Source organism: Desulfogranum japonicum DSM 18378, assembly GCF_000429945.1.
Classification (GTDB): domain Bacteria; phylum Desulfobacterota; class Desulfobulbia; order Desulfobulbales; family Desulfobulbaceae; genus Desulfogranum; species Desulfogranum japonicum.
In genome coordinates, this window is the sequence record NZ_AUCV01000027.1 from 60,276 (window position 1) to 80,710 (window position 20,435).

17 protein-coding genes are annotated in these 20,435 nt (G+C 46.6%); 6 read left to right on the plus strand and 11 right to left on the minus strand.

Translation table 11 applies throughout. From position 1 onward, the window contains the following. Positions 1-63: 63 nt before the first annotated feature. The 3 genes from glnD to G493_RS0113000 all read right to left on the minus strand — a co-directional run bounded on the left by glnD (position 64) and on the right by G493_RS0113000 (position 4,397). Positions 64-2,652, minus strand: a complete 2,589-nt coding sequence (glnD, locus tag G493_RS0112985; RefSeq protein WP_028580748.1) for a [protein-PII] uridylyltransferase — start codon at positions 2,650-2,652, stop codon at positions 64-66. After that, positions 2,652-2,990: a P-II family nitrogen regulator gene (locus G493_RS0112990; RefSeq protein ID WP_028580749.1), complete on the minus strand. Its 339-nt coding sequence runs from the start codon at positions 2,988-2,990 to the stop codon at positions 2,652-2,654. The genes glnD and G493_RS0112990 overlap by 1 nt, the downstream gene beginning before the upstream one ends. Before the next feature lie 189 nt (positions 2,991-3,179). Then, positions 3,180-4,397, minus strand: coding sequence for an ammonium transporter (locus G493_RS0113000; RefSeq protein WP_028580750.1), 1,218 nt, complete (start codon positions 4,395-4,397; stop codon positions 3,180-3,182). Between the two features lie 603 nt (positions 4,398-5,000). On the opposite strand from G493_RS0113000, the gene G493_RS0113010 reads away from it, so the two are divergent. Then, complete coding sequence (locus G493_RS0113010) at positions 5,001-5,348, plus strand: PilZ domain-containing protein (protein ID WP_028580751.1); 348 nt, start codon at positions 5,001-5,003, stop codon at positions 5,346-5,348. Between the two features lie 72 nt (positions 5,349-5,420). Here the strand turns inward: G493_RS0113010 and G493_RS0113015 are convergent, their stop codons facing one another. Both G493_RS0113015 and G493_RS0113020 read right to left on the minus strand, forming a co-directional pair. Beyond that, entirely contained in the window at positions 5,421-6,815 is a 1,395-nt protein-coding gene (locus G493_RS0113015; RefSeq protein ID WP_028580752.1) for a mannose-1-phosphate guanylyltransferase/mannose-6-phosphate isomerase, read from the minus strand. Between the two features lie 104 nt (positions 6,816-6,919). Next, positions 6,920-8,293, minus strand: a complete 1,374-nt coding sequence (locus tag G493_RS0113020; RefSeq protein ID WP_028580753.1) for a phosphohexomutase domain-containing protein — start codon at positions 8,291-8,293, stop codon at positions 6,920-6,922. A 318-nt stretch (positions 8,294-8,611) separates the two neighbouring features. Between G493_RS0113020 and rfbA the strand changes: the two genes are divergently transcribed. Together rfbA and rfbD are read left to right on the plus strand one after the other, a co-directional pair. Beyond that, complete coding sequence (rfbA, locus tag G493_RS0113025) at positions 8,612-9,475, plus strand: glucose-1-phosphate thymidylyltransferase RfbA (protein ID WP_028580754.1); 864 nt, start codon at positions 8,612-8,614, stop codon at positions 9,473-9,475. A gap of 21 nt (positions 9,476-9,496) precedes the next feature. After that, a complete protein-coding gene (gene rfbD, locus G493_RS0113030; protein WP_028580755.1) occupies positions 9,497-10,372 on the plus strand; it encodes a dTDP-4-dehydrorhamnose reductase in 876 nt (291 codons plus the stop codon). Between the two features lie 128 nt (positions 10,373-10,500). Here the strand turns inward: rfbD and G493_RS0113035 are convergent, their stop codons facing one another. Then, positions 10,501-11,037 carry a CvpA family protein gene (locus tag G493_RS0113035; RefSeq protein WP_028580756.1) on the minus strand — a complete coding sequence of 179 codons (537 nt, stop codon included), beginning with the start codon at positions 11,035-11,037 and terminating at the stop codon, positions 10,501-10,503. A gap of 109 nt (positions 11,038-11,146) precedes the next feature. On the opposite strand from G493_RS0113035, the gene G493_RS0113040 reads away from it, so the two are divergent. Beyond that, positions 11,147-11,947, plus strand: coding sequence for a 4'-phosphopantetheinyl transferase family protein (locus tag G493_RS0113040; protein ID WP_084813570.1), 801 nt, complete (start codon positions 11,147-11,149; stop codon positions 11,945-11,947). Beyond that, the gene (gene mutM, locus G493_RS0113045) at positions 11,940-12,824 is read left to right on the plus strand and encodes a bifunctional DNA-formamidopyrimidine glycosylase/DNA-(apurinic or apyrimidinic site) lyase (RefSeq protein WP_028580758.1); all 885 of its coding nucleotides are present in this window, start codon (positions 11,940-11,942) and stop codon (positions 12,822-12,824) included. The genes G493_RS0113040 and mutM overlap by 8 nt, the downstream gene beginning before the upstream one ends. A 40-nt stretch (positions 12,825-12,864) precedes the next feature. Here the strand turns inward: mutM and G493_RS0113050 are convergent, their stop codons facing one another. The 5 genes from G493_RS0113050 to G493_RS0113070 are packed head-to-tail and all read right to left on the minus strand — an operon-like array spanning position 12,865 to position 18,956. Beyond that, positions 12,865-14,217, minus strand: coding sequence for a sigma 54-interacting transcriptional regulator (locus tag G493_RS0113050; RefSeq protein ID WP_028580759.1), 1,353 nt, complete (start codon positions 14,215-14,217; stop codon positions 12,865-12,867). Positions 14,218-14,247: 30 nt separating this feature from the next. Beyond that, positions 14,248-14,844, minus strand: coding sequence for a hypothetical protein (locus G493_RS0113055; RefSeq protein WP_028580760.1), 597 nt, complete (start codon positions 14,842-14,844; stop codon positions 14,248-14,250). Between the two features lie 4 nt (positions 14,845-14,848). Beyond that, complete coding sequence (locus G493_RS0113060) at positions 14,849-16,291, minus strand: sensor histidine kinase (RefSeq protein WP_028580761.1); 1,443 nt, start codon at positions 16,289-16,291, stop codon at positions 14,849-14,851. A 4-nt stretch (positions 16,292-16,295) separates the two neighbouring features. Beyond that, complete coding sequence (locus G493_RS0113065; protein ID WP_028580762.1) at positions 16,296-17,234, minus strand: VanZ family protein; 939 nt, start codon at positions 17,232-17,234, stop codon at positions 16,296-16,298. Positions 17,235-17,252: 18 nt separating this feature from the next. After that, entirely contained in the window at positions 17,253-18,956 is a 1,704-nt protein-coding gene (locus G493_RS0113070; RefSeq protein WP_028580763.1) for a bifunctional sulfate adenylyltransferase/adenylylsulfate kinase, read from the minus strand. A 635-nt stretch (positions 18,957-19,591) separates the two neighbouring features. On the opposite strand from G493_RS0113070, the gene G493_RS0113075 reads away from it, so the two are divergent. Beyond that, the gene (locus G493_RS0113075) at positions 19,592-20,413 is read left to right on the plus strand and encodes a GspE/PulE/PilB domain-containing protein (RefSeq protein ID WP_028580764.1); all 822 of its coding nucleotides are present in this window, start codon (positions 19,592-19,594) and stop codon (positions 20,411-20,413) included. The last annotated feature ends 22 nt before the right edge of the window (positions 20,414-20,435 follow it).

The following is a 20,435-nucleotide window of genomic DNA, read 5'->3' on the forward strand; positions in this document are numbered from 1 at the left end:
TAGATGAATTAGTTTTCTATCCGGCATCAGCCGAATTTTTTGCTCAAATAAAAGCTGCCTGCCTCAGGCAGCCTGTATAGAATCCTTCCTGTCAATGCCAACCACATCCATAAGCGTATGCTCTACACGTCTTATCAGCGCGGGATCAAGCAATTTCTGTCCACTGGAGACAGTAACATAAAATACATCTATCAACTGCTCCACTTCGGTAGCCACTCTAGCCCTGTGAATATCAAGACTAAAGTCAGACATCGTCTGCGCCAATTGATACAGAGTGCCGTATTCATCACCACCATGAACTTCAATAATCGTATATTTATCCGACGTCTTATTATCTATCAGCACCTTACGTTCCAATTGCTGAACCTGGCGGGAGGGCGCCATTCCGATGGGCGGCATTTTGGAGTGTAACTGACTGCCTATATCCAGCCTGTAATTAATGGCCTTATTACAATCAATTTCCAGTTTTTTCCAATCCTGTTCCTCAAAATCGCCGCCAACAGTAGAAGTTACCTCAAGAACGTCCACCACCGTACCATCTGGCCAGGTAAATATTTGTGCGGCAAGGACTTTCAGATTGTGAAGGGCCAGCACTCCAAAAAACTTTGCCAGAAGACCTGAACGATCGCGGCTCATCAACAAAAGTGACCAGGAATGCATTCCAGCGGAAGGGAAGAGCAGTACCTGCTGCTGCAGGCGATGATCCTGCTCCCTGTGGATGCGCAGATGATTAAGAATTATCTCTGGAGTAAAACTTAACAGGTAATCATCTGGCAGCAAATCAACATCCATCCGGGGGGAATCTGAACCAGATAACTGGTCATAAAGTTGATCTCTCAACCAGGCAACACCCTGGTGGGTCGTATTTTCAGGCAATACCTGCAAATGACATTCAGCCTCGAGGCAGGTTTTAATCTGCAGATAAAATTCAGACAACAGACTGGCCTTCCAACTCGACCATGCAGAAGGCCCCGTTGCCCTGGAGTCCGCAACGGTCAGTAAATACAGCATGGCCAATTTGTTAACATCGCCTATGAGATCAGCGGTCTGGTGGATAAATTTCTGATCGCTTAAATCACGGCGCATGGCATTCTCAGGGAGAAACAGATGGTAGCGCACTACAAACGCCAGCACAGCACACTGCTGGGAAGTAAGTTTCAACCGACGCCCGATGACTTCAATCATAGCAGCCCCGCGCTCACTGTGATCCGTCTGCTTGCCTTTTCCGATATCATGCAGCAAAGCCGCCAAATACAACAACTCAGGCTGCTCGAGCTCGTGATAAACATCAGCAAATTCCTCTTTCAGCCTGTGAACCTCGGCAACGGCCTGCAACTGGTGCCGGTCAACGGTGTACAGGTGATACAGGTCATGTTGGGCAAGGGACTCTATACCTGAAAACTCCGGCAGGTACGCAGTGAGCAGACCGGTAACCAGCATGGCCTCAAGAACCTGAAAAATATTTCCGCTTTCAACGAGTATTTCGGAAAAAATGCCTGCCACCCGTTTTGATTTTCGAAATCCGTCATCCACCAGATACAGGTGTTCAGTCACAGCCCTTCTGGCAGTATGGTGCAGGGGCACTTCCATTCTTCCAGACTGGAGAAACAGACGCATCAATATGTATGGCTTTGCCTTGATATCCTCTGTATTGGTAAGACGAATACGGCCTCCACGCAAAACGATTGACCGTTCCAGTTTTTTCTCTTTCGATCCCTGGTTTGCCAGGCCGAGAATTTCCTGAACGTGTTCAAAAAACAGGTCAGTCACCACTGCAATGGTTTGCAGATGACTGTAAACATCACGCATGAAATGTTCCACGCTGCGCATGCCATCCTGGTCGAGGTACCCAAAGCTTTGCGCCATTTCCTCCTGGTACTCAAACACTAACTGATCATCTTTCCTGCGTCTCAGATAATGCAGATGATTTCTAATCTTGACCAGCATATTGTACGACACATCAAAAGATGCCTTGTCTTCCGCACTGATCATCCCGGAAGATTCTATGGCATCAACATCCTGCAGCCCGAAGACACCCTTGGCGACCCAGAACATGGCCTGAATATCACGCATTCCGCCTTTTCCCTCTTTGATGTGAGGTTCAAGAAGATAAGCGTGACTGCCATACTTTCCTCTTCTCTCGGCACGGAACTGCTCCATGGTGGTCACGAATTGTGACCGTCGCCCTTCCAGGAGCTTTTTGACATAACGGGTATACAGTTCATCAAAAAGCTCCTGTGAACCTGCCATGAGCCTTGCATCAAGGAGAGCTACTTGAAAGACAAAGTCTTCTTTGGCAAAAGCGATGGCCCCCTTCACAGTGCGAACACTATGCCCGACATCAAACCCTGCATCCCAAAGAGGATACAACAGTTTTTCGGCAACTTCTTTTATCCATTTCCTGGAGCGGCCATCGTGAACGAGAAGAAGATCAATGTCAGAATACGGGTATAATTCCCGTCGTCCGTATCCGCCAAGAGCAAGCAACGCTATCTGGCCTTTTGGCTGCAGTTCGTCAATGGCCTGCTGAAACGTCTTAATAATATAGGCATCAGCAAGATCAGAATAACGCCTGATAAGTTCCGTTCCACTGACTCCCTGTTGCCAGAGTTCTTCAAGGGCGTATTGATGGGCTCGTAAGGTCTGCGTCATCAAATGGCCTCGTTGTCAACCTCTCCGGTACGCACTCTGATGACCTTATCCACGGGGATAATGAATATTTTGCCATCGCCTATCTTACCTGTACGGGCTGCCTCGACCACCATTTCTATAGTCTTATCCACCATATCGTCCGGCACAATCACTTCCAGTTTAACTTTCGGTATGAAGTCAACCACATACTCGGCTCCCCGATAGACCTCGGTATGGCCTTTTTGCCTACCGTATCCTTTTACCTCGGTAACGGTCATGCCCTTTATATCAATAGAGGTTAACGCTTCCTTTACCTCTTCAAGCTTAAATGTCTTTACAATCGCTTCAATTTTTTTCATACAACATCTCCTCTTGCTGAGTCATTGACATGATCGCAGAACTGCCGCGCTTCTGTGGTCCTCTCGCTGCCTTGCAGAAATCCTGGCAATAACATATGTGACACCATCATCACCAACACTCCCTGTTATCAGGATATTCCAATCTGCTCAGCCACTCTTAACAAACTATGAAGAGAGTCCTGAGAGCTGTTAGTTATAGGCTGTTTCAGAATGCTCAGTAAAATCCAATCCCTGATCTTCCGCCTCAGGAGAAACCCTTAAGCCCATAAAATGGTCTATCCCTTTAAGAATAATCAAACTTACCACAAAAGTATAACCACAGACTACAAGTATGCCAATCAACTGACTGCCGAGTTGAGATATATTTCCGGCAAGCAAACCATCCACCCCTCCGGGGTTCACTGCTTTGCTCGCAAAAACACCCAGTAACAGGGTACCAGTGATTCCCCCCACACCATGAATACCGACAACATCGAGGGAGTCATCAAATTGCATTTTAGCTTTAAAGTTTACAGCCAGATAGCAGACCAGACCTGCTATCAAACCAATAATCACAGCGGAATTGGGGCCGACGAATCCAGCTGCCGGCGTTATTGTTGCCAACCCGGAAATAGCACCGGATGCAGCACCTAGAGTTGTCGGCTTACCTAGCTTAATCCACTCCAGGGCCGTCCACATTGCCATGCCTGCCATACCTGCCAGGTGTGTGGCGACAAAAGCAGTTGCAGCTATCCCGTCAGCTGCCAGGGCACTTCCGCCGTTAAATCCGAACCAACCAAACCAGAGCAACCCTGTTCCAAGCATGGTCATGGGCAGATTATGCGGCAGAAAATTTGTATGCCCGTGCCCTTTTCTTGGCCCTATAACCATTACGGCAACCAGTGCGGCGACACCACAGGTAGCATGCACAACAAGACCACCTGCAAAATCCATAACATTCAGGCCTGCAAGCCAACCACCGCCCCAGATCCAATGACACACCGGATTATACACCAGCACAGCCCAAAGCAAGCTGAAGATTGCAAAGGGAGCAAAACGGACCCGCTCGGCAAAAGCTCCTGTTATCAAAGCCGGTGTAATTACGGCAAACATACACTGGTAAATCATAAACACTGTCTGCGGTATGGTTGTCGCATAGGTTTCGCTTGGAGCATTTGTTACTCCGTGCAGGGCAAACATCGACAAATCACCCACCACCCCTGCAACATCCGGACCAAAAGACATTGTATAGCCAATGTAAATCCATTCCAGAGAGATTATGGAGATCATAATCAAGCTCTGCATGATTGTACCAAGGACATTTTCTGACCTAACCATGCCGGCATAGAACAATGCAAGCCCAGGAGTCATCAACAACACAAGCCCTGCTGCCGCCAGAATAAAAGCGGTATCAGCTCCATTAACCATTCCTCCTCCTTTACCAAATAAGAACATTTTTGTAATTTAATTTTTGCATTTTTTACAATGCAAGCCTAGCCACCGCGTTGTAACCCCGAAAGGACTGAGCTCTATCAAACTGATTATTCGGCAAAAAAAACACCACCCCTTTTCAAACAGTCTCGATGATTTTTCAACACAGTGGGGCTGTACAGCGTCGCAACGGCTACTCCATAGAAGTGCATGCCAATCCTGTATATTCCTCCAACACACAGGGACAACACACCCAAAAACGTAGGCATATTGACAAAAAAATAACACAAAAGCAATAAAAACAAGATCGCAGAACAAGAGACGCCTACTTACACACAAAATTGTAAGCACAAAACAAAAAATCTACAATTTTGTAGAAAAAAGAAACAGCATCAGGATAATTGACAAAAGATCAGCTGACCTGTACAATTTTTCTAAGGTAAGAAAAGCACCGGAATGGTAGCGTTGAACAGTGCCAAATAATTAAGGAATTCAGCGCAAGCAGTATAGTGATACCATCGTAAGGTATTGTCGAATTCTTAGCAGACAACCTGGTAAGAATACATACAGCCAGAAAACTTGTCTTCAACAGGCAGCCGCGTGGAAAACGAAAGAAGAACTTTTATCAGGCCGGAATCACTCAATTTACTTGATTACCTCGTGATCGATTCCCAGGGCAGACAGGGGTCATACTCCATGGCCAGAACCTTGAACGTCAGTGAGGGGGGTATCCTCATGGAAACCCATCAACACTTACCACAGGGACAGCAGGTTATGATTACCCTGGGCCTTGAGGATGATCTCATCAACGTAATGGGGAAGATTGTCTATTCCAAGCAATCTGCAGGACGCACGAAAAGTGGAGTCGAATTTTTTCAGATTGCAGAAAAAGATAAAGAGGTTCTCGAAAAATACATCAAAGCTTTCAACAATTACTTCCAGAAATAATCCGTTACCCGCCAAACAGGCAACGGATTATTCTACAACAGCCCTATCAAAACTGTTCATTTGGTGGTGCGCTCATCGACCATACTCATCATCAAAACGTACAATATCGTCTTCTCCCAAATAACTGCCAATCTGTATTTCAATCAATTCCAATGGGATGACGCCTGGATTCTCGAGCCGGTGCATTGTTCCCCCTGGAATGTAGGTTGACTGGTTCTCATGGAGTAAAAACGATTTTTCTCCGTTAACTATTCTGGCAGTTCCTGTTACAACCACCCAATGCTCATGGCGATGATGGTGCATCTGCAGCGATAATTTCGCCCCCGGCTTTACAGTAATTCTTTTAATCTGAAACCGACTATGCATCTCCAGGGTCGTATACGATCCCCATGGCCTGTACACAGTTTTATGGATCTGAAACTCCCCTCGTTTTTCCTTTTTCAGCCGGGCAACTATTTTCTTCACATCCTGGGAGCGGTCCATGGGGGCAACCAGCACGGCGTCGGCAGTTTCAACAATCATCGTATCCTGCAACCCCACCGCTGCAACAAGAGTATGCTCAGCTTTTATCAGAGAGTTGCTAACATCTTCCAGCAGGACATCTCCACTGGTTACATTTCCCTGCTCATCTTTTTCAGCAACCTGCCACAACGCACGCCATGAGCCGATATCGCTCCAACCGATATCAGCTTCGACCACTGCCGCATTTTTTGTTTTTTCCATAACAGCATAGTCAATGGATTGCGATTCGCAGTTGGCCATGATTTCACCGTTAAATCGATAAAATATCCCATCCTGCTTCCCTCCGGCCACTGCCTGCTCCATAACAGTATAAATATCAGAGGAGTAAAGCTTGATCTCTTCCAGTAACGCACTTGCCGTAAAGGCAAACATACCGCTGTTCCAGAGATACTCGCCGCTTTGCAGGTATCTTCTGGCAGTCTCATAATCAGGCTTCTCAACAAATCTTTCCACCCGACTTCCTTCACCCTTGAGAATGTACCCATACCCGGTTTCCGGGTGATCCGGGGTAATACCAAATGTTACCAGCATTCCCTGCAGGGCGAGCTTTTCCGCGGCAAGAACTGCATCTGCGAACGCCAGGTCATCACGGATTAAATGGTCGGCTGGCAAAACCAGAAGCACCTTTTCATCATTGCTGTTTCTGACACTGTATTGAGCTGCCCCGCAAATGGCTGGTGCAGTGTTTTTACCCACAGGTTCCAGTAATAAGCTAAACGTTGGGAATATCCCAAGTTCTTCTACCTGTGTCTGAATCATGAACCGGTGTTCTTCCCCTACCACGATGATAGGCGGAAGCACATCGGGAAGAGCTGAAACCCGAAGCAGTGTATTTTGTAACAATGAATGTCCTCCAATGAGGCTCAACACTTGCTTTGGGTAAAGTTCCCGGGATAAAGGCCATAACCTGGATCCTGTTCCACCTGCTAATATAACGGGTTGTATAGACACAATTACTCCTTCTTGGTTGGTTACGTTTCAAGTTCTACTCACCAGTATTTTTAATACCCCCACACTATGACCGGTTACTCACGCTTACAGTTTGCAACCTACTCCTGCCGGATCAGAGCGAGTAACTCTTCAGTTTTGGCATCAAGCAACTGTTTATCGCCACGACTCTCAACATTCAAACGAAGAAGCGGCTCGGTGTTTGATTTGCGGATATTAAAACGATATCGATCATAGGTGACGGATACACCGTCAATATATTCCAGATATCCATCGCCATACTGCTGTTCAATTTTCTTCAATACACTGTCAGGGTCAGCGACTTTGGAATTTATCTCTCCACTCACAGGGAAATCTTTCATCATATCATCAACCATGGCCGAGAGCGTCTTGCCGCGAGAACTTATCAGCTGCGTGACCAGAAGCCAGGGAATCATCCCTGAATCACAGTAGCCAAAATCACGGAAATAATGGTGCGCAGACATTTCTCCACCATAAATGGCACGGGTAGAGCGCATCTTTTCCTTGATAAAAGCATGCCCTGTCCTGGTCATGACCGGTTTACCTCCGAGCCGTTTGACCGTCTCAATGGTATTCCAGGTCAGACGCGGATCATAGAGTATGGTTTCCCCAGGATGCTCTTCCAAAAGAGCAGCGCCTAAGAAAGCAACTATGTAATAGCCTTCAATAAATCTTCCATTTTCATCAAAAAAGAAGCAACGGTCAAAATCCCCATCCCAGGCTATGCCCAGATCGGCATTATGCTTTTTGACAGCCAGAGCTGTCTCCTCCCTATTTTGGGGCAGCAGCGGATTTGGCACACCATTTGGAAATGTACCATCCGGATGATCATGCATACGAATAAACGAAAACGGCAGATGTTGTTCCAACAGATCTATCACGGGACCTGCACAACCATTGCCAGGATTCACAACAAGTTTCAGTGGCCGCAAAATCTCTGGATTGACATAGGACAGAAGATGGCGAATGTAGGCATCTTTGCCGTATCGCTGCTCGCAAACTCCATGGGATGACTGGTTTTCCACCACAAACGGAGTCTCTGCTGTTTTTGTGAGTTTTTCAGCAATGGCCTGCAATCCACTGTTTGCGGAAACCGGCCTGGCTCCTTTCTGTACAATTTTCATGCCATTATACTCTGCAGGATTGTGACTTGCGGTCACCATTATACCCCCATCAATACCTTCATACTCCTGACTGAATGCAGCGAAATACACCTCTTCTGTTCCGCACAATCCGAGATCAACAACATCCACACCGCAGCCGAGAATGCCTGTAATCGACGCGTCTGACAACGCTGGGCTGGACAGACGCATGTCTCTGCCAACAGCAACCTTGGTTGGCGAAAATGTTTCACAATATGCCTCTCCTATTCTGGCGGCAATTTTTTCGTTCAATTCATCGGGGACTCTGCCGCGAATATCATAGGCAGTGAAATAGCTGGGCATATCCTTCATGGAATCTTTTTCTCCTCATATTTGAAAGATTCTGAAATATACAGTAAGAGATAAGAGCAACTTTACTGTACTTCCCCAGAAAAGGAAACAGGTGAACAATCCTCTAACATATCAATATGTTTTCTGATAACTGATCACGGGGGTTGCCCCACCGGCTTTCATTTACACCTTTACTGTAAGTGAATCCAGGTGCCCCAGATTTGGGTAAGGGTGACTACTTACAGGAAAGCGCAGACTCGGGTAGCCTGCCATGCGGGCAATCACGATCGTGCAACCTGTAATCACTTACATTTTCTGGATTATTAACGGAGACCAACATTGAAAGGTATTATACTCGCAGGCGGCTCTGGAACACGCCTTTATCCATTAACACGTGTCATCAGCAAACAGCTTATTCCTGTTTACGACAAGCCGATGATTTATTATCCTCTTTCGGTTCTCATGCTTGCCGGTATTCAGGATATTCTTATTATCTCAACACCACACGATCTCCCCCGCTTTCAGGAGCTCTTTGGCGACGGCCGTCATATCGGTTTGCATTTACAGTATGCAGAGCAGCCAAAACCGGAAGGGCTTGCCCAGGCATTTATCATTGGCAAGGAATTCATAGGAAATGACTCGGTCTGCCTTGTTCTTGGCGACAACATCTTTTTCGGTCACGGATTTGCAGAGATCGTCACCAGATGCAGCAGGCTGACCAGCGGAGGGACTATTTTCGGATACCTGGTCAAAGATCCTCAACGCTATGGTGTAGTGGAATTTGACGATGAAAACAGGGTAATAGGCATTGAAGAAAAGCCTGTACAACCAAAATCCCGATATGCCGTACCTGGCCTGTATTTCTACGATAACCAGGTAGTGGATGTGGCAATGTCCATCAAACCATCTGCCAGGGGTGAACTGGAAATCACGGATGTAAACAATTATTATCTGCAGCAGAAAAAACTCACAGTAGAGCTTCTTGGCCGCGGTTTCTGCTGGCTTGATACAGGCACCCACGAATCCCTCCAACAAGCCTCCAGTTATGTACAGGCTGTGCAGGAGCGACAGGGGCTCAAAATAGCCTGTCTTGAAGAAATTGCATACCGGCTGGGATACATAGACAAAGCTCAGGTGGAAAAACTCGCCTCATCCATGATCAAAAACCAGTACGGTCAATATCTCCTGGACCTTATCCAGTAACTCCCACAGGATACATCTACCATGAATATTCTTATCACCGGAGCAAACGGTCAATTGGGCAGTGATTGCAAAACACTTCTTGCAAAGGATCATTCCATCTGCTGCTGCGATGTTGGTCAGGTGGACATCACCAACGCAAAACAGGTAGCTGATCTTTTCAGCAAGCATCGCCCGGACATCGTCATCAACTGCGCTGCCTACACCGCTGTTGATGCCTGCGAAGATCATGAGGAAATCTGCAGAGCTGTCAATACCCTGGGCCCCACCTACATCGCAGAACAGTGCAGCCTGCACCAGACGCGTTTTATTCAGGTTTCCACAGATTATGTCTACGACGGCAAAAAGCAAGCTCCCGACGCCTATCTAGAAGATGACGCAACCAACCCTCTTTCCGTCTACGGAAAAACAAAATTGGAGGGCGACCTGGCTGTGGCCAGGCTCTCTGATCACGTTATTCTGCGCACTGCCTGGCTTTATGGCATTAACGGCAAAAATTTCCTGAAAACCATGCTCAGACTGGCAACCATTGATCCCAAACGAACTATTCGGGTAGTGCACGACCAGTACGGTTCATTGACCTGGTCCTGGCGACTGGCAGAGCAGATCGGAAGATTGGTTGAGTCAGATATCAGAGGCGTTGTGCATGCAAGCTCTGAAGGCTACTCCACATGGTATGAAGCCGCACGCTATTTCCTTGATGCCATGGACGTACCATATAGCCTTGAACCCTGCACAACGGAAGAATACCCCACCCCTGCCAAGCGACCAGGCAATTCGATTCTGGAAAACAGCTGCCTCAAAAAGCACAACCTCAACGTCATGAATGATTGGCGTGAAGATGTTGATGAATTTGTCAATCGCTACCGAGCCAGACTTTTGGAAGAAGCGAGCCAGTAACTACCAAAGCCAAGTAAACCTCATCTGGAGACTGCCAGAGAAAAAAAGCAATTTCCCGACAGTCTCCGGTGCCTGTCCATACCTGCTCAGGAGTAGTGAAACTCTGGGGATTCATGTATGGGCAGGCACTATTTAGTGTCTTGTATGGCAGGCTCTTTTATACGCAGATACTCTTTCAGCCTGGGATCATTAATTAGAATCTGCAATTGCTCTGCACCAAGCTGGAGATATGGAGCACTCAAAGACTTGCGCAACATACCGTTGGTTGCAGACAGGCTGGATGCGACAAACATATATACTAAGGAGGCAACAATAAATCCTTTCACGACTCCAAGCGCCCCGCCAAGTGCCCGGTCAAACCATCCCAGCAGGGAAATCTCCATGACTTTTCTTAAAAGCTTGCCAAGCAACCCGAATGCTATGGCCGCAAGCAAAAACACGCAGCAAAAACATACCAGGAAGATCACTTTCGGGTTTTCTATATAACGCTCTGCAAATGGTGCAACAAAACCATGATATCTGGCTGCCAGTAAATACCCTCCGATCAGTCCGAAAAATGCTGCAAGTTGACGCATAAAACCAACCCACAGCCCTCTGACCAGAAAAAAAAGCATCAGCAGAACAACAATTATATCAAAATAGCTAAAATGGGGAAGACTGTTCATTTTTCCTGTTTATTGTTAAAGGGAAGATAAAAATCGCGTAAAAATACATTATCCGATCGTGTTGGCCTCTCAACTCACTCATATCTAACTGACATTTATACACCTTTTCATGAATTTAACAAGCACCCTTCCCTCTTCCTTTCAGCTATCTCACATTACCGACCAAATGCTAAGCAGTGCCCTGGAGTCCGTGGGCCATCACTGGTGCAGCGATCGACAAACCACCGCCGCAATGATTGATCTTTCCGCCCTGAAAGGGTTTCTGCAGAATTTTGACAGAAAAGCCTGGCAACATATTCTTCTCTCTACAGGTGAACAGGAAATATTCAAATCGTTTTCCCTGGAGAAACGCTATACAGAATGGCTCGGCGGCAGAATCGCAGCTAAATACGCCCTGGACATGTTGTGCAACAACACACACCTGCAACAGCCAAAGTGGTCATCATATTCCATCCTGCCGGATCAGATCGGCCGTCCGGTTCTTACTCCTCAGGCAGAGTTGCCCTTTTCCGTTTCAATAAGTCACAGCCACAGGTACGGAGCGGCAATGGTCTCAACCCATTGCAGTTGTGGGGTGGATATTCAATATCTGGATGAAAAGCTTCACCGCCTGCAGGACAAGTTCAGCACCCCGGAGGAACGATATGTAACAGCAGCAGTAACAGACACATTGATAAGTCTGGCTCTTATCTGGACAGCAAAAGAAGCAATCAAAAAATGTATTCTCTCGGATCAGCCGGCTCTGTTTACATGCACACAGGTACTTTCAATACAAGCGGGATGCACAGACAAGGACTGGACAATGACATGCACAGTTCAGACTGAAAGCAACTGCCAGGAAATCACAGTAGACCTTCTGCAATGGGAAAAATATATCATCGCCCGCTGCACCGGAGGAAACCATGCCTGAACTTCCCGAAGTTGAAGTCACACGACGGGGACTTGTTCCCCTGTTACGAAAACGCACAATCACCGCCATCTGGTGGAGCGGTAATTCTCTCCGCATCCCGGTCAATCTTTCATTACTTAACAATGAATGTCTCAAGCAGTCAGTTGAGGCCATACATCGAAGGGCTAAAAATATCCTTATCCGACTGAGTAATGGTGCGGTTCTACGCATCCACCTCGGTATGACAGGTAAACTCGCAGTACTTGACAGTCAAATCCCCAGGGCCAAGCACGATCATCTGATATTCTCCCTGGATAACAACCAGGAGTTTCGCTTCAACGATGTACGCCGCTTCGGTCTTGTAGAGGTCTGGGCCAGTCAGTCCGCCCGGCAGAAAGAACGGTCTTTTTCACAGTCAGAAGGGTTGGAACCTCTCAGCAATGACTTTCAGCCACTTCGATTGATGGAGCTGGCTGCCAGAAGAACTGTACCGGTCAAAGCTTTTTTGATGAATAGCAAGCTGGTCGCCGGGATCGGTAACATATACGCCAATGAAGCCTTGTTCCTGGCAAAGCTCAGCCCTTTTACCCCTGCAAAAGAAGTAACAGTGGAACAGTGGAAAACACTGTGCACCGCCTGCGTCACAGTCCTGAAAAAAGCCATCAAGGCTGGGGGATCTTCAATATCTGATTTTCTGGCAACCAATGGCCAGCCTGGCTATTTTCAGCTGCAGCTCAAGGTGTACGGTCAAAAAGGCCTTCCCTGCCCAGTCTGCCGTACACCCATTGAAAAAAGTACTCTGGCAGGACGGGCAACCTTCTGCTGTCCATCCTGCCAACCATCACCACTTCTCAGTGTCGCCCAAAAGAAACACACAAAAAAACGCAACAACAGCTAGCTGCAAACTTACAAGACCTAAATGTCGCGCAAAACAGACATCACGATTTGAATAATGAAGGCACAATGTGATGTCGACTAAGCAACTTATAAAAATCTGTCCTGTTACGGTGAGCCAGACGTGCCGCCTGGGAAACGTTGCCACGGGTTGTCTGCAATAATTGAATCAGGTATTGCTGTTCAAACTGCCGTCTTGCCTCAGCAAGGGGAATAATCTTTTTCTGATTCGTCTTTATGGCATCGTACAGCAGATCTTCTGTAATAAACGAGGATGTTGCCAGGGCGACAGCGTTTTCAACCACATTATAAAGCTGACGGACATTACCTGGCCACGGAGCTTCTACCAGGATCTGCATGGCTTCCGAGGTAAACTTTTTGGGCTGGCCGTCACCACGTTCGGTCAGGATATTGACAAAATGCTCGGCAAGCAGAGGGATATCCTCTTTACGTTTATGCAGAGGCGGAAGCTCAAGACTCACAACGTTCAATCGATAGAATAGATCTTCTCGAAAGGTATTGTTTTGAATCGCTTCTTCCAAGTTTCTGTGAGTTGCTGAGATAATACGTACATTCACAGGCACAGGTTGCGAAGAACCAACTGGTCGAATTTGGCGATCCTGGAGCACCCGCAGCAGCTTGACCTGAATATGAAGCGGCATATCACCGATTTCATCTAAAAACAGGGTTCCATTGTGCGCAGATTGAAATAATCCGGCATAGCTCCTGGAAGCCCCGGTAAAAGAGCCTTTTACATGTCCGAAAAGCTCCGATTCAAGAAGGGTTTCCGGAATTGCAGTACAGTTGACCGGAATAAACGGGCCTTTCCTGTAATTACTTGCCTTGTGCAGGGCAATGGCAAGCAACTCTTTACCAGTGCCGCTTTCACCACGGATCAGGACTGTGGATTCAGTTTCTGCGACCAGCTTTGCCCGGGATAGCAACTCCTCCATACTCGCGCTGCGAGACACTATATCCTGTCGCCATTCCTCCCGTTCAGAAACCCTTGCAGCCGCGCCACCGCTGGTGCTTTCAACAGCCTTCTCAATCTCTTCAATCAGCTCATTGCCGTCTATTGGTTTTGTCAGAAAAGAGAAGACTCCCTGCCTGGTTGCTTCCACCGCTTCAGGAATGGAACCGTGGGCAGTGATAATAATCACGGGAATGGATTTGTTGACTTTACGAATTCCTTCAAACAAAGCCATTCCATCCAGCCCAGGCATGCGAAGATCAGTGAGAACGACATCCGGCTTTACAGCAGCAAAAGTGGCCATCGCCTCCTCTGCGCATTCTGCAGTTGAGACATCATAACCACTTGATTGCAGACGTAATTTCCACAATCTAAGCAAATCAACTTCGTCATCGACCAACAGAATTTTACACTTCGGCTTTTCCATAACACCCTGTTTCCGTAACAGTGACACCTGTCACAATTCCCTGTTTTTAATAATATTTTCTATGTTTTTCAGCTGTTCTATCTGCTTTTCCAGTTCCTGGACACGTTTCTTGTCCACTTCATTGCTCTGTTCAAGTTCGGCAATACGTTCAAGCAGAATACGATTGGAATCCTCAAGGGCGGATTTCTCATCACTCAACTGGTTGCCTCGGGACCAGAGCCGTAACTGCTCTTTATGGATACGCTCCACAAGCATATGCAGTCCCTGAAGACTTCGTTGTTCGTCTGTGTGTCGCTCTCCATACTCCTCAAGCAACTTGCTCGATTTCCTGAATTCTTTGTAACTGGCATATTTATGCAGGCCGAGGCAAATCAGTAATAGCTGATCGGAATCATTTGGGCTTTCTTCCTGCTGCTGGGTCACTTTTTTATAGTAGTCGTTAAACTCTTTTCGGGATAAATCCTGGGAGTCTGTCATACACGATAAAAGGTTGGCGCTGGAAGTGGGATAAAAAATCACTGTCGGAGCCTGCTGGTTCGGATAAACCGGACGTTGTGGTGCCATTGAGGCACAACCGCTCAACACACAGCCCAATATAACTACTCCTCTGGTCAAGATTCGTTTCATGTTGCTAATTCCTTACCCTTGGTAATGTTACAGAAAAACGGGCACCACGCTCACTTGGCAGCAGGCGAATTGAACCTCCGCAATTCTGTACATACTCTTTTGTTATTGCAAGTCCCAGGCCAGAACCTTTGATACCTGACTGACTGGACTTCTTTCCTTTAAAAAACGGGAGAAAAATCTGTGGACGATCCTCTTCGCTGATACCTTCTCCCTGGTCTTCCACTATAACAGAAACCGTATCCACCTTATTTCTCATATAAATATCAATGGTGCTGCTATCCGGCGAAAACTTCACCGCATTGGATAACAGGTTGTCGAAGATGGTCTTTATCTGTTTTCTATTTCCTGATACCAGCGCTGCATCAAGGGCCATCTGCAAAGTGATATTTCGCGCCAGCATAAGATTATGATGATCAGCTGCGACTTCGCGCAGCAATTCTCCCAGATTGATCTCAGTAAGATCAATGGGAGATTCTTTGGCTTCCGCCATATTGAAATCCAGAATATTCTCGATCAACCGCTGTAACTTCACGCAATTGGTATCCAGAATATTCACAACCTCTTCCTGACTCGCACTCAATGCCCCGACCAGGCCATCTTTCAACAGACCGGCACCCTCTTTGATTGAAGCCAGCGGAGTCTTGAGTTCATGGGAAATGTGGGCAATCATTTTCACCTTTTCCCTATCCAGTTTAGCCAGCCTTTTCCGCAACCAGTTCAGCTTTTCCCCAAGGGATTCAAGGTCAATTGGTCCGGAAACAGCGACAGGTGTCGCAAAATCACCTTCACCGAGACGTTCTATGGCTTTATCAATCTGACTGACAGGCTTCACGATAATTGAAATAAATAGAATCACCAATAATACACTGAAACCGATAAGACCTGTTACCTGCCAGACCAACGTGGTTTTATTTTTCTGGACACTCTCCTTGAGCGCATCAACTTCAGCAATCATTAATGAGTTACTCAACCTTTCAAGCTGAACAGCAATGGTACCCACATCCGTGTACAGACTCAAGGCAGCAAGCTGACTTTTTCTGAGCAATTCAGGTCCACCTGAAGTTTTCGTCAAGACCGCTACAATATGCTGCACCTGCGCATCCAGACGATGGATAAGGTATAGAAGATCAGCATCGTCGTTGTTAGCTGCAAATTGCTGCAAAATAGCATCAATTTCTGTAGTCGTTCCATATAGTTCATCAAGATGAGCAGGATCTCCCAGCACATTGTACAATCGTGCGGAACGCTCCTGATCGTGCAGCAGATCAGCAAGTTTCCGACTGTTATCAACTCTGCTCACTGAACGAAAAACTGCCACTGCGCTCTGCTGAACAACACCGTCGAGTATCTGCACCGAACTGAACAACGCAATCACCATGGGCAGAGAAACGAAAATAAAACCGGTAAGTAAAAGAGATAGAAAGGTCCTGGGACGATAAAAACGCAATGTATCACCTCTCCAAATAGATATGATCCAGATATATACTCCTGGCCCGGGGTTGCTTAACCACAAACAAACTCAATCCGCGTATATGCCCCATCTCCATGGTTCTGTTCTCAGGGGCCGCGGCAACTTGCTGCAGATCTATGGCAAGATCGTTCCATCCAAAGGGTACAGTAAATACGGTATTATACCTGTCTTTATAGACTGCCCCATTTTTTCTGTGCAAAGCATCATGAATTCTGCAATGCAGTTTCAACGGTTCATGCTCCGGGTTATACACACTGAAATGCAGGGTAGAAAACGATTGCCAGTTTTCGTAAAAATACACCAGAGATACCCCGGAATACTTTCTGGTGGACAACTGTACCCTGGCAGCATATTGCCCATGACGGACGACATTGCTCTGAAGCTTAATCTGGCTTGGAGAGCGCCATCGAGTTATCTCGCTGGTAGATTCGAAATCAGCCAGAACAGGGAATTGCGTCTCTATTGCATGCTCGTCATATAGGCTTACAACCAAAGGTTTGACAGCCAGAAACAACCCGGCCGCAACCAGCAAGCACAACATCACCCCTTTTCTGCCAAACGGCTTCCGCTTCACCAGATACAGCCAGATAATTGTGGCAACACCCCAACCCAGGAGATCTCGTAAAATATCCTCAATACTGGGTGAACGGCCATGCACACCAAACTGAAGAAACTCTATGCCCGTCCCAACAAAGAGGATATACAAAAAAGAAAGGGTACTGACAGAACCCCTGCTTTCTACACGCTTTCTTTTATGCAGAAAATTGTACAGCAACAAACCGGCAATGCAAAAGTAGCCAACGTGTCCGAGGTTCCAGAGATCCTTGAAAGAACGTATGGAATCTCCCGTTGGGCCTGCTATAAAAAAAAAGGGGGTAATGAGGCCCAACACAAAAGCCCCGCAAACAGTTAACCGCATAACTCTGTATAAACTCGTCTATTGAATGTATCCCTGCTCTTCAAGATACAAGAAAATTTCCTGGACAGCCTCAGCAGGCGTCATGCGACTGGTATCGATGGTCAGTTCAGGGTTTTCCGGTGCAATATACGGATCAGATATCCCGGTAACCCCCTTTACCAAGCCTTTCCTGGCTTTTGCATACAGGCCTTTTCGATCTCTTTGCTCACATACTTCCAGAGGGGTAGCCACATGAATTTCTATGTACCCCCCATACCTGCTAATAAGTTCACGATTTGCTGCCCGAGGTTCCTCATAGGGAGCAATGGGCGCACAGAGGGCAATACCGCCGTTTTTGGTGATCTCACTGGCTACGAACCCTATCCTGGTTACGTTCAAATCACGGTGTTCTTTGCTGAAATTCAGCTCCGATGAAAGATTTTTACGCACAATATCGCCGTCCAGCAAGGTAACCGGCCGGTCGCACATTTCCATAAACCGAACCATGAGCACCTTGGCAATGGTTGATTTGCCCGACCCTGAAAGGCCGGTTAGAAATATAGTGAACCCCTGCTTGGAACGTGGAGGAAACGCTCGCTGCAATTCGGCAACTACGTTGGGATAGGAGTACCATTCCGGTATATCGAGTCCCCATTCCAGACGCCTTTTCAATTCATGGGAGGTGATATTTTTGACTTTGATATTATCCGGAACCTCATCTAAAAAAATATACTGTCCTTTATCTTCAACATAGCCCATGGACTTTTCAGCCACCATCTGGATTCCTGTATTACCCTGCACCTCTGCAACGAGTTGCTGTGCTGCGTATCGTGGATAAAACAAGGAATTGCCTGTTCCAGCAAAAGGATCTCCATGATCTTCGGCCACCATGAAATGGCTGCATCCAAAATTCTTACGAATAATGGCATGCCATACCGCTTCCCGTGGCCCTGCGTGACGCTCTGCCAAGGGGGTAATACCCAGGAGAATCATATTGGCTGGGAAATGTTTCACGAATTCCTGATAACAATGCACCTGGGTATAATGTTCCCGGCTTCCCGGATGCTCCAAGCCAACCACAGGATGCAGGAATATGCTGGCTCCAACCTCTCTGGCTGCGGCAAGTACCATCTCCCGATGGGCGCAATGCAAATATTCCCTGGTGTGAAAGCCCAATATTTTTCGCCATCCATACTGGGTGAAGCGACGATGCGTCTCAGAAGGGGTGTGCCTGAGATCTCTGAAATCATAATGCAATGGAAGCGAAATGCCTTCAACAGGCCCAGAGACATACCAGGCATTCGATTGATTCAGTAACGCCTTAACACCTGGATGAGCCTGGGAATCACGGGTTCCGTAAACTTTTTCAGCTTCATACAGTTTATCCGGTTGCCAGACTTCCTCCACAGTGAGAATAGCCAGCAAGAAGCCTTCCTGGTCGTTGAGGGCGATTCGTTGCCCTACCTCAACCTTCTCAGCCAGTTTTTCAGGGATATCGAGACAGATGGGAATGGTCCAGACAGTTCCATCCAGCAGACGCATCTTTTCCAGCACGGACAGATAATCATCTTTCCCCAGGTATCCATTTAAAGGATAAAACCCTCTGTTAAGTAGTAGTTCAAGGTCACAAAGCTGCCTGATATTCAAATCATAGGAAGTAAGGTGTACAGCTTCTTCCCGCAAATTTTCAGCACGTCGAAAGTGCACAATCAGACTCTCTGAAAACTCTGATAAATTAAGCACGGTATCTCCTTATATATAAAACCTTTGCTATCATTTTATAATTGAAACCTGTTACTTGAAGCCAACGACAACAAAGCTACTTACACGCAACGACGCCATCTTTGCCTTGAAAGTATCTCTATGTTTTGAGAAATATGGGGAGGGAAATTTTGATCCCTGAAACAAGCGTTTCCGGACAACATGTTACTTACTGGGCACACCTTACCCGCATCCCATGAAAAATGCCTCAAGATATTTTTTTCTTCTCCCGCACAAAAAACAGTTGACACAATAAATTTCCTCGTCTCAAAATTTCTTCCATCATTTCAACTAAAAGTAGATACTGTGTGCAATAGTGGGTCTTTTTTCCTGTCAGAAGAATGGTTACTTACCAATAAAAAAAGGACGTCACCCCTTGTAATATTCCCGTTAAGAGACTTATAATTACAGAAAGGAAGAACAATTTTGTAATTGCTCAAAATAAAAGCAACAGATTGTTTTCATTTAATAAATACTGCGAAACCCAGTAAATGACAAGTGTATCAACATATTGATATGATTTGCAGTTATCAGTAGAGAGAATCAGTATTATTAACACAATGTCAATAAACACAAACTAACGCCTTACCCGAACAACACACCTCCGGAGAAAATTCATGGCAGGGAAAGCGCGCCTCGGCGAAATATTGGTTGAAAAAGGTCTTGTCACCCAAGAGATAATTAATGAAGCCCTGCGCATCAAAGCCGGTGGTGACAGGAGACTCGGTCACATCCTCATAGGCATGAAGGCCATTACAGACGATCAGCTCAAAGATATTTTATCCGATCAATCCGGTGAATCTGTATGCGAAATTGAGGCCAATTTTTCACCGGAAGTCCGAAAAACACTTCCCAGGTACTTGTGTAGAAAGCTCTGCGTTCTCCCATTATCCTTCCAGGATAACAATGTCCTGGAAGTTGCCATGGCAGATCCAACTGATTACGGCGCCATTCTCGACGTAGAGCACTTCACTGGAAAAGTCGTCAAAACACGCCTGGCCCGTTATTCAGATATAGAACAGGAAATCCCAAAACGAATCCCACTTACCCTCCAGGAGATGTTTTCTCCCAGGGCCAACACCATGCTCACTAAAGGTATTGCTGCCGTAGCCTTGGTCCTTGCCGTCGGCCTCGGTATGTATACTTTTGATTATATTCAAAAAGCGCGATACGGAACAGTCTCAACCTCTGCGAATTTCGTTCTTTATCAGCACCATGACCTGACCGTTGCACTGGAAAAGGGAGGAAAGATCACCCTGCAGGGGCATGGAGCATATGCAGACGGTTTGTACAAAATATCTTTTCCAAATACTGAAGCATTACTCAAATTTATACAGGGCCATGAAAAAGACCTCTCCATTCAACAAAAGGAATGGTTACAATGGGCAGTTGCTGAAATTAAAGACAATGCGGGGAAGCAGCTCATAGCTCAAAACTGAGAAGATGACCGCTGGCGTCAAA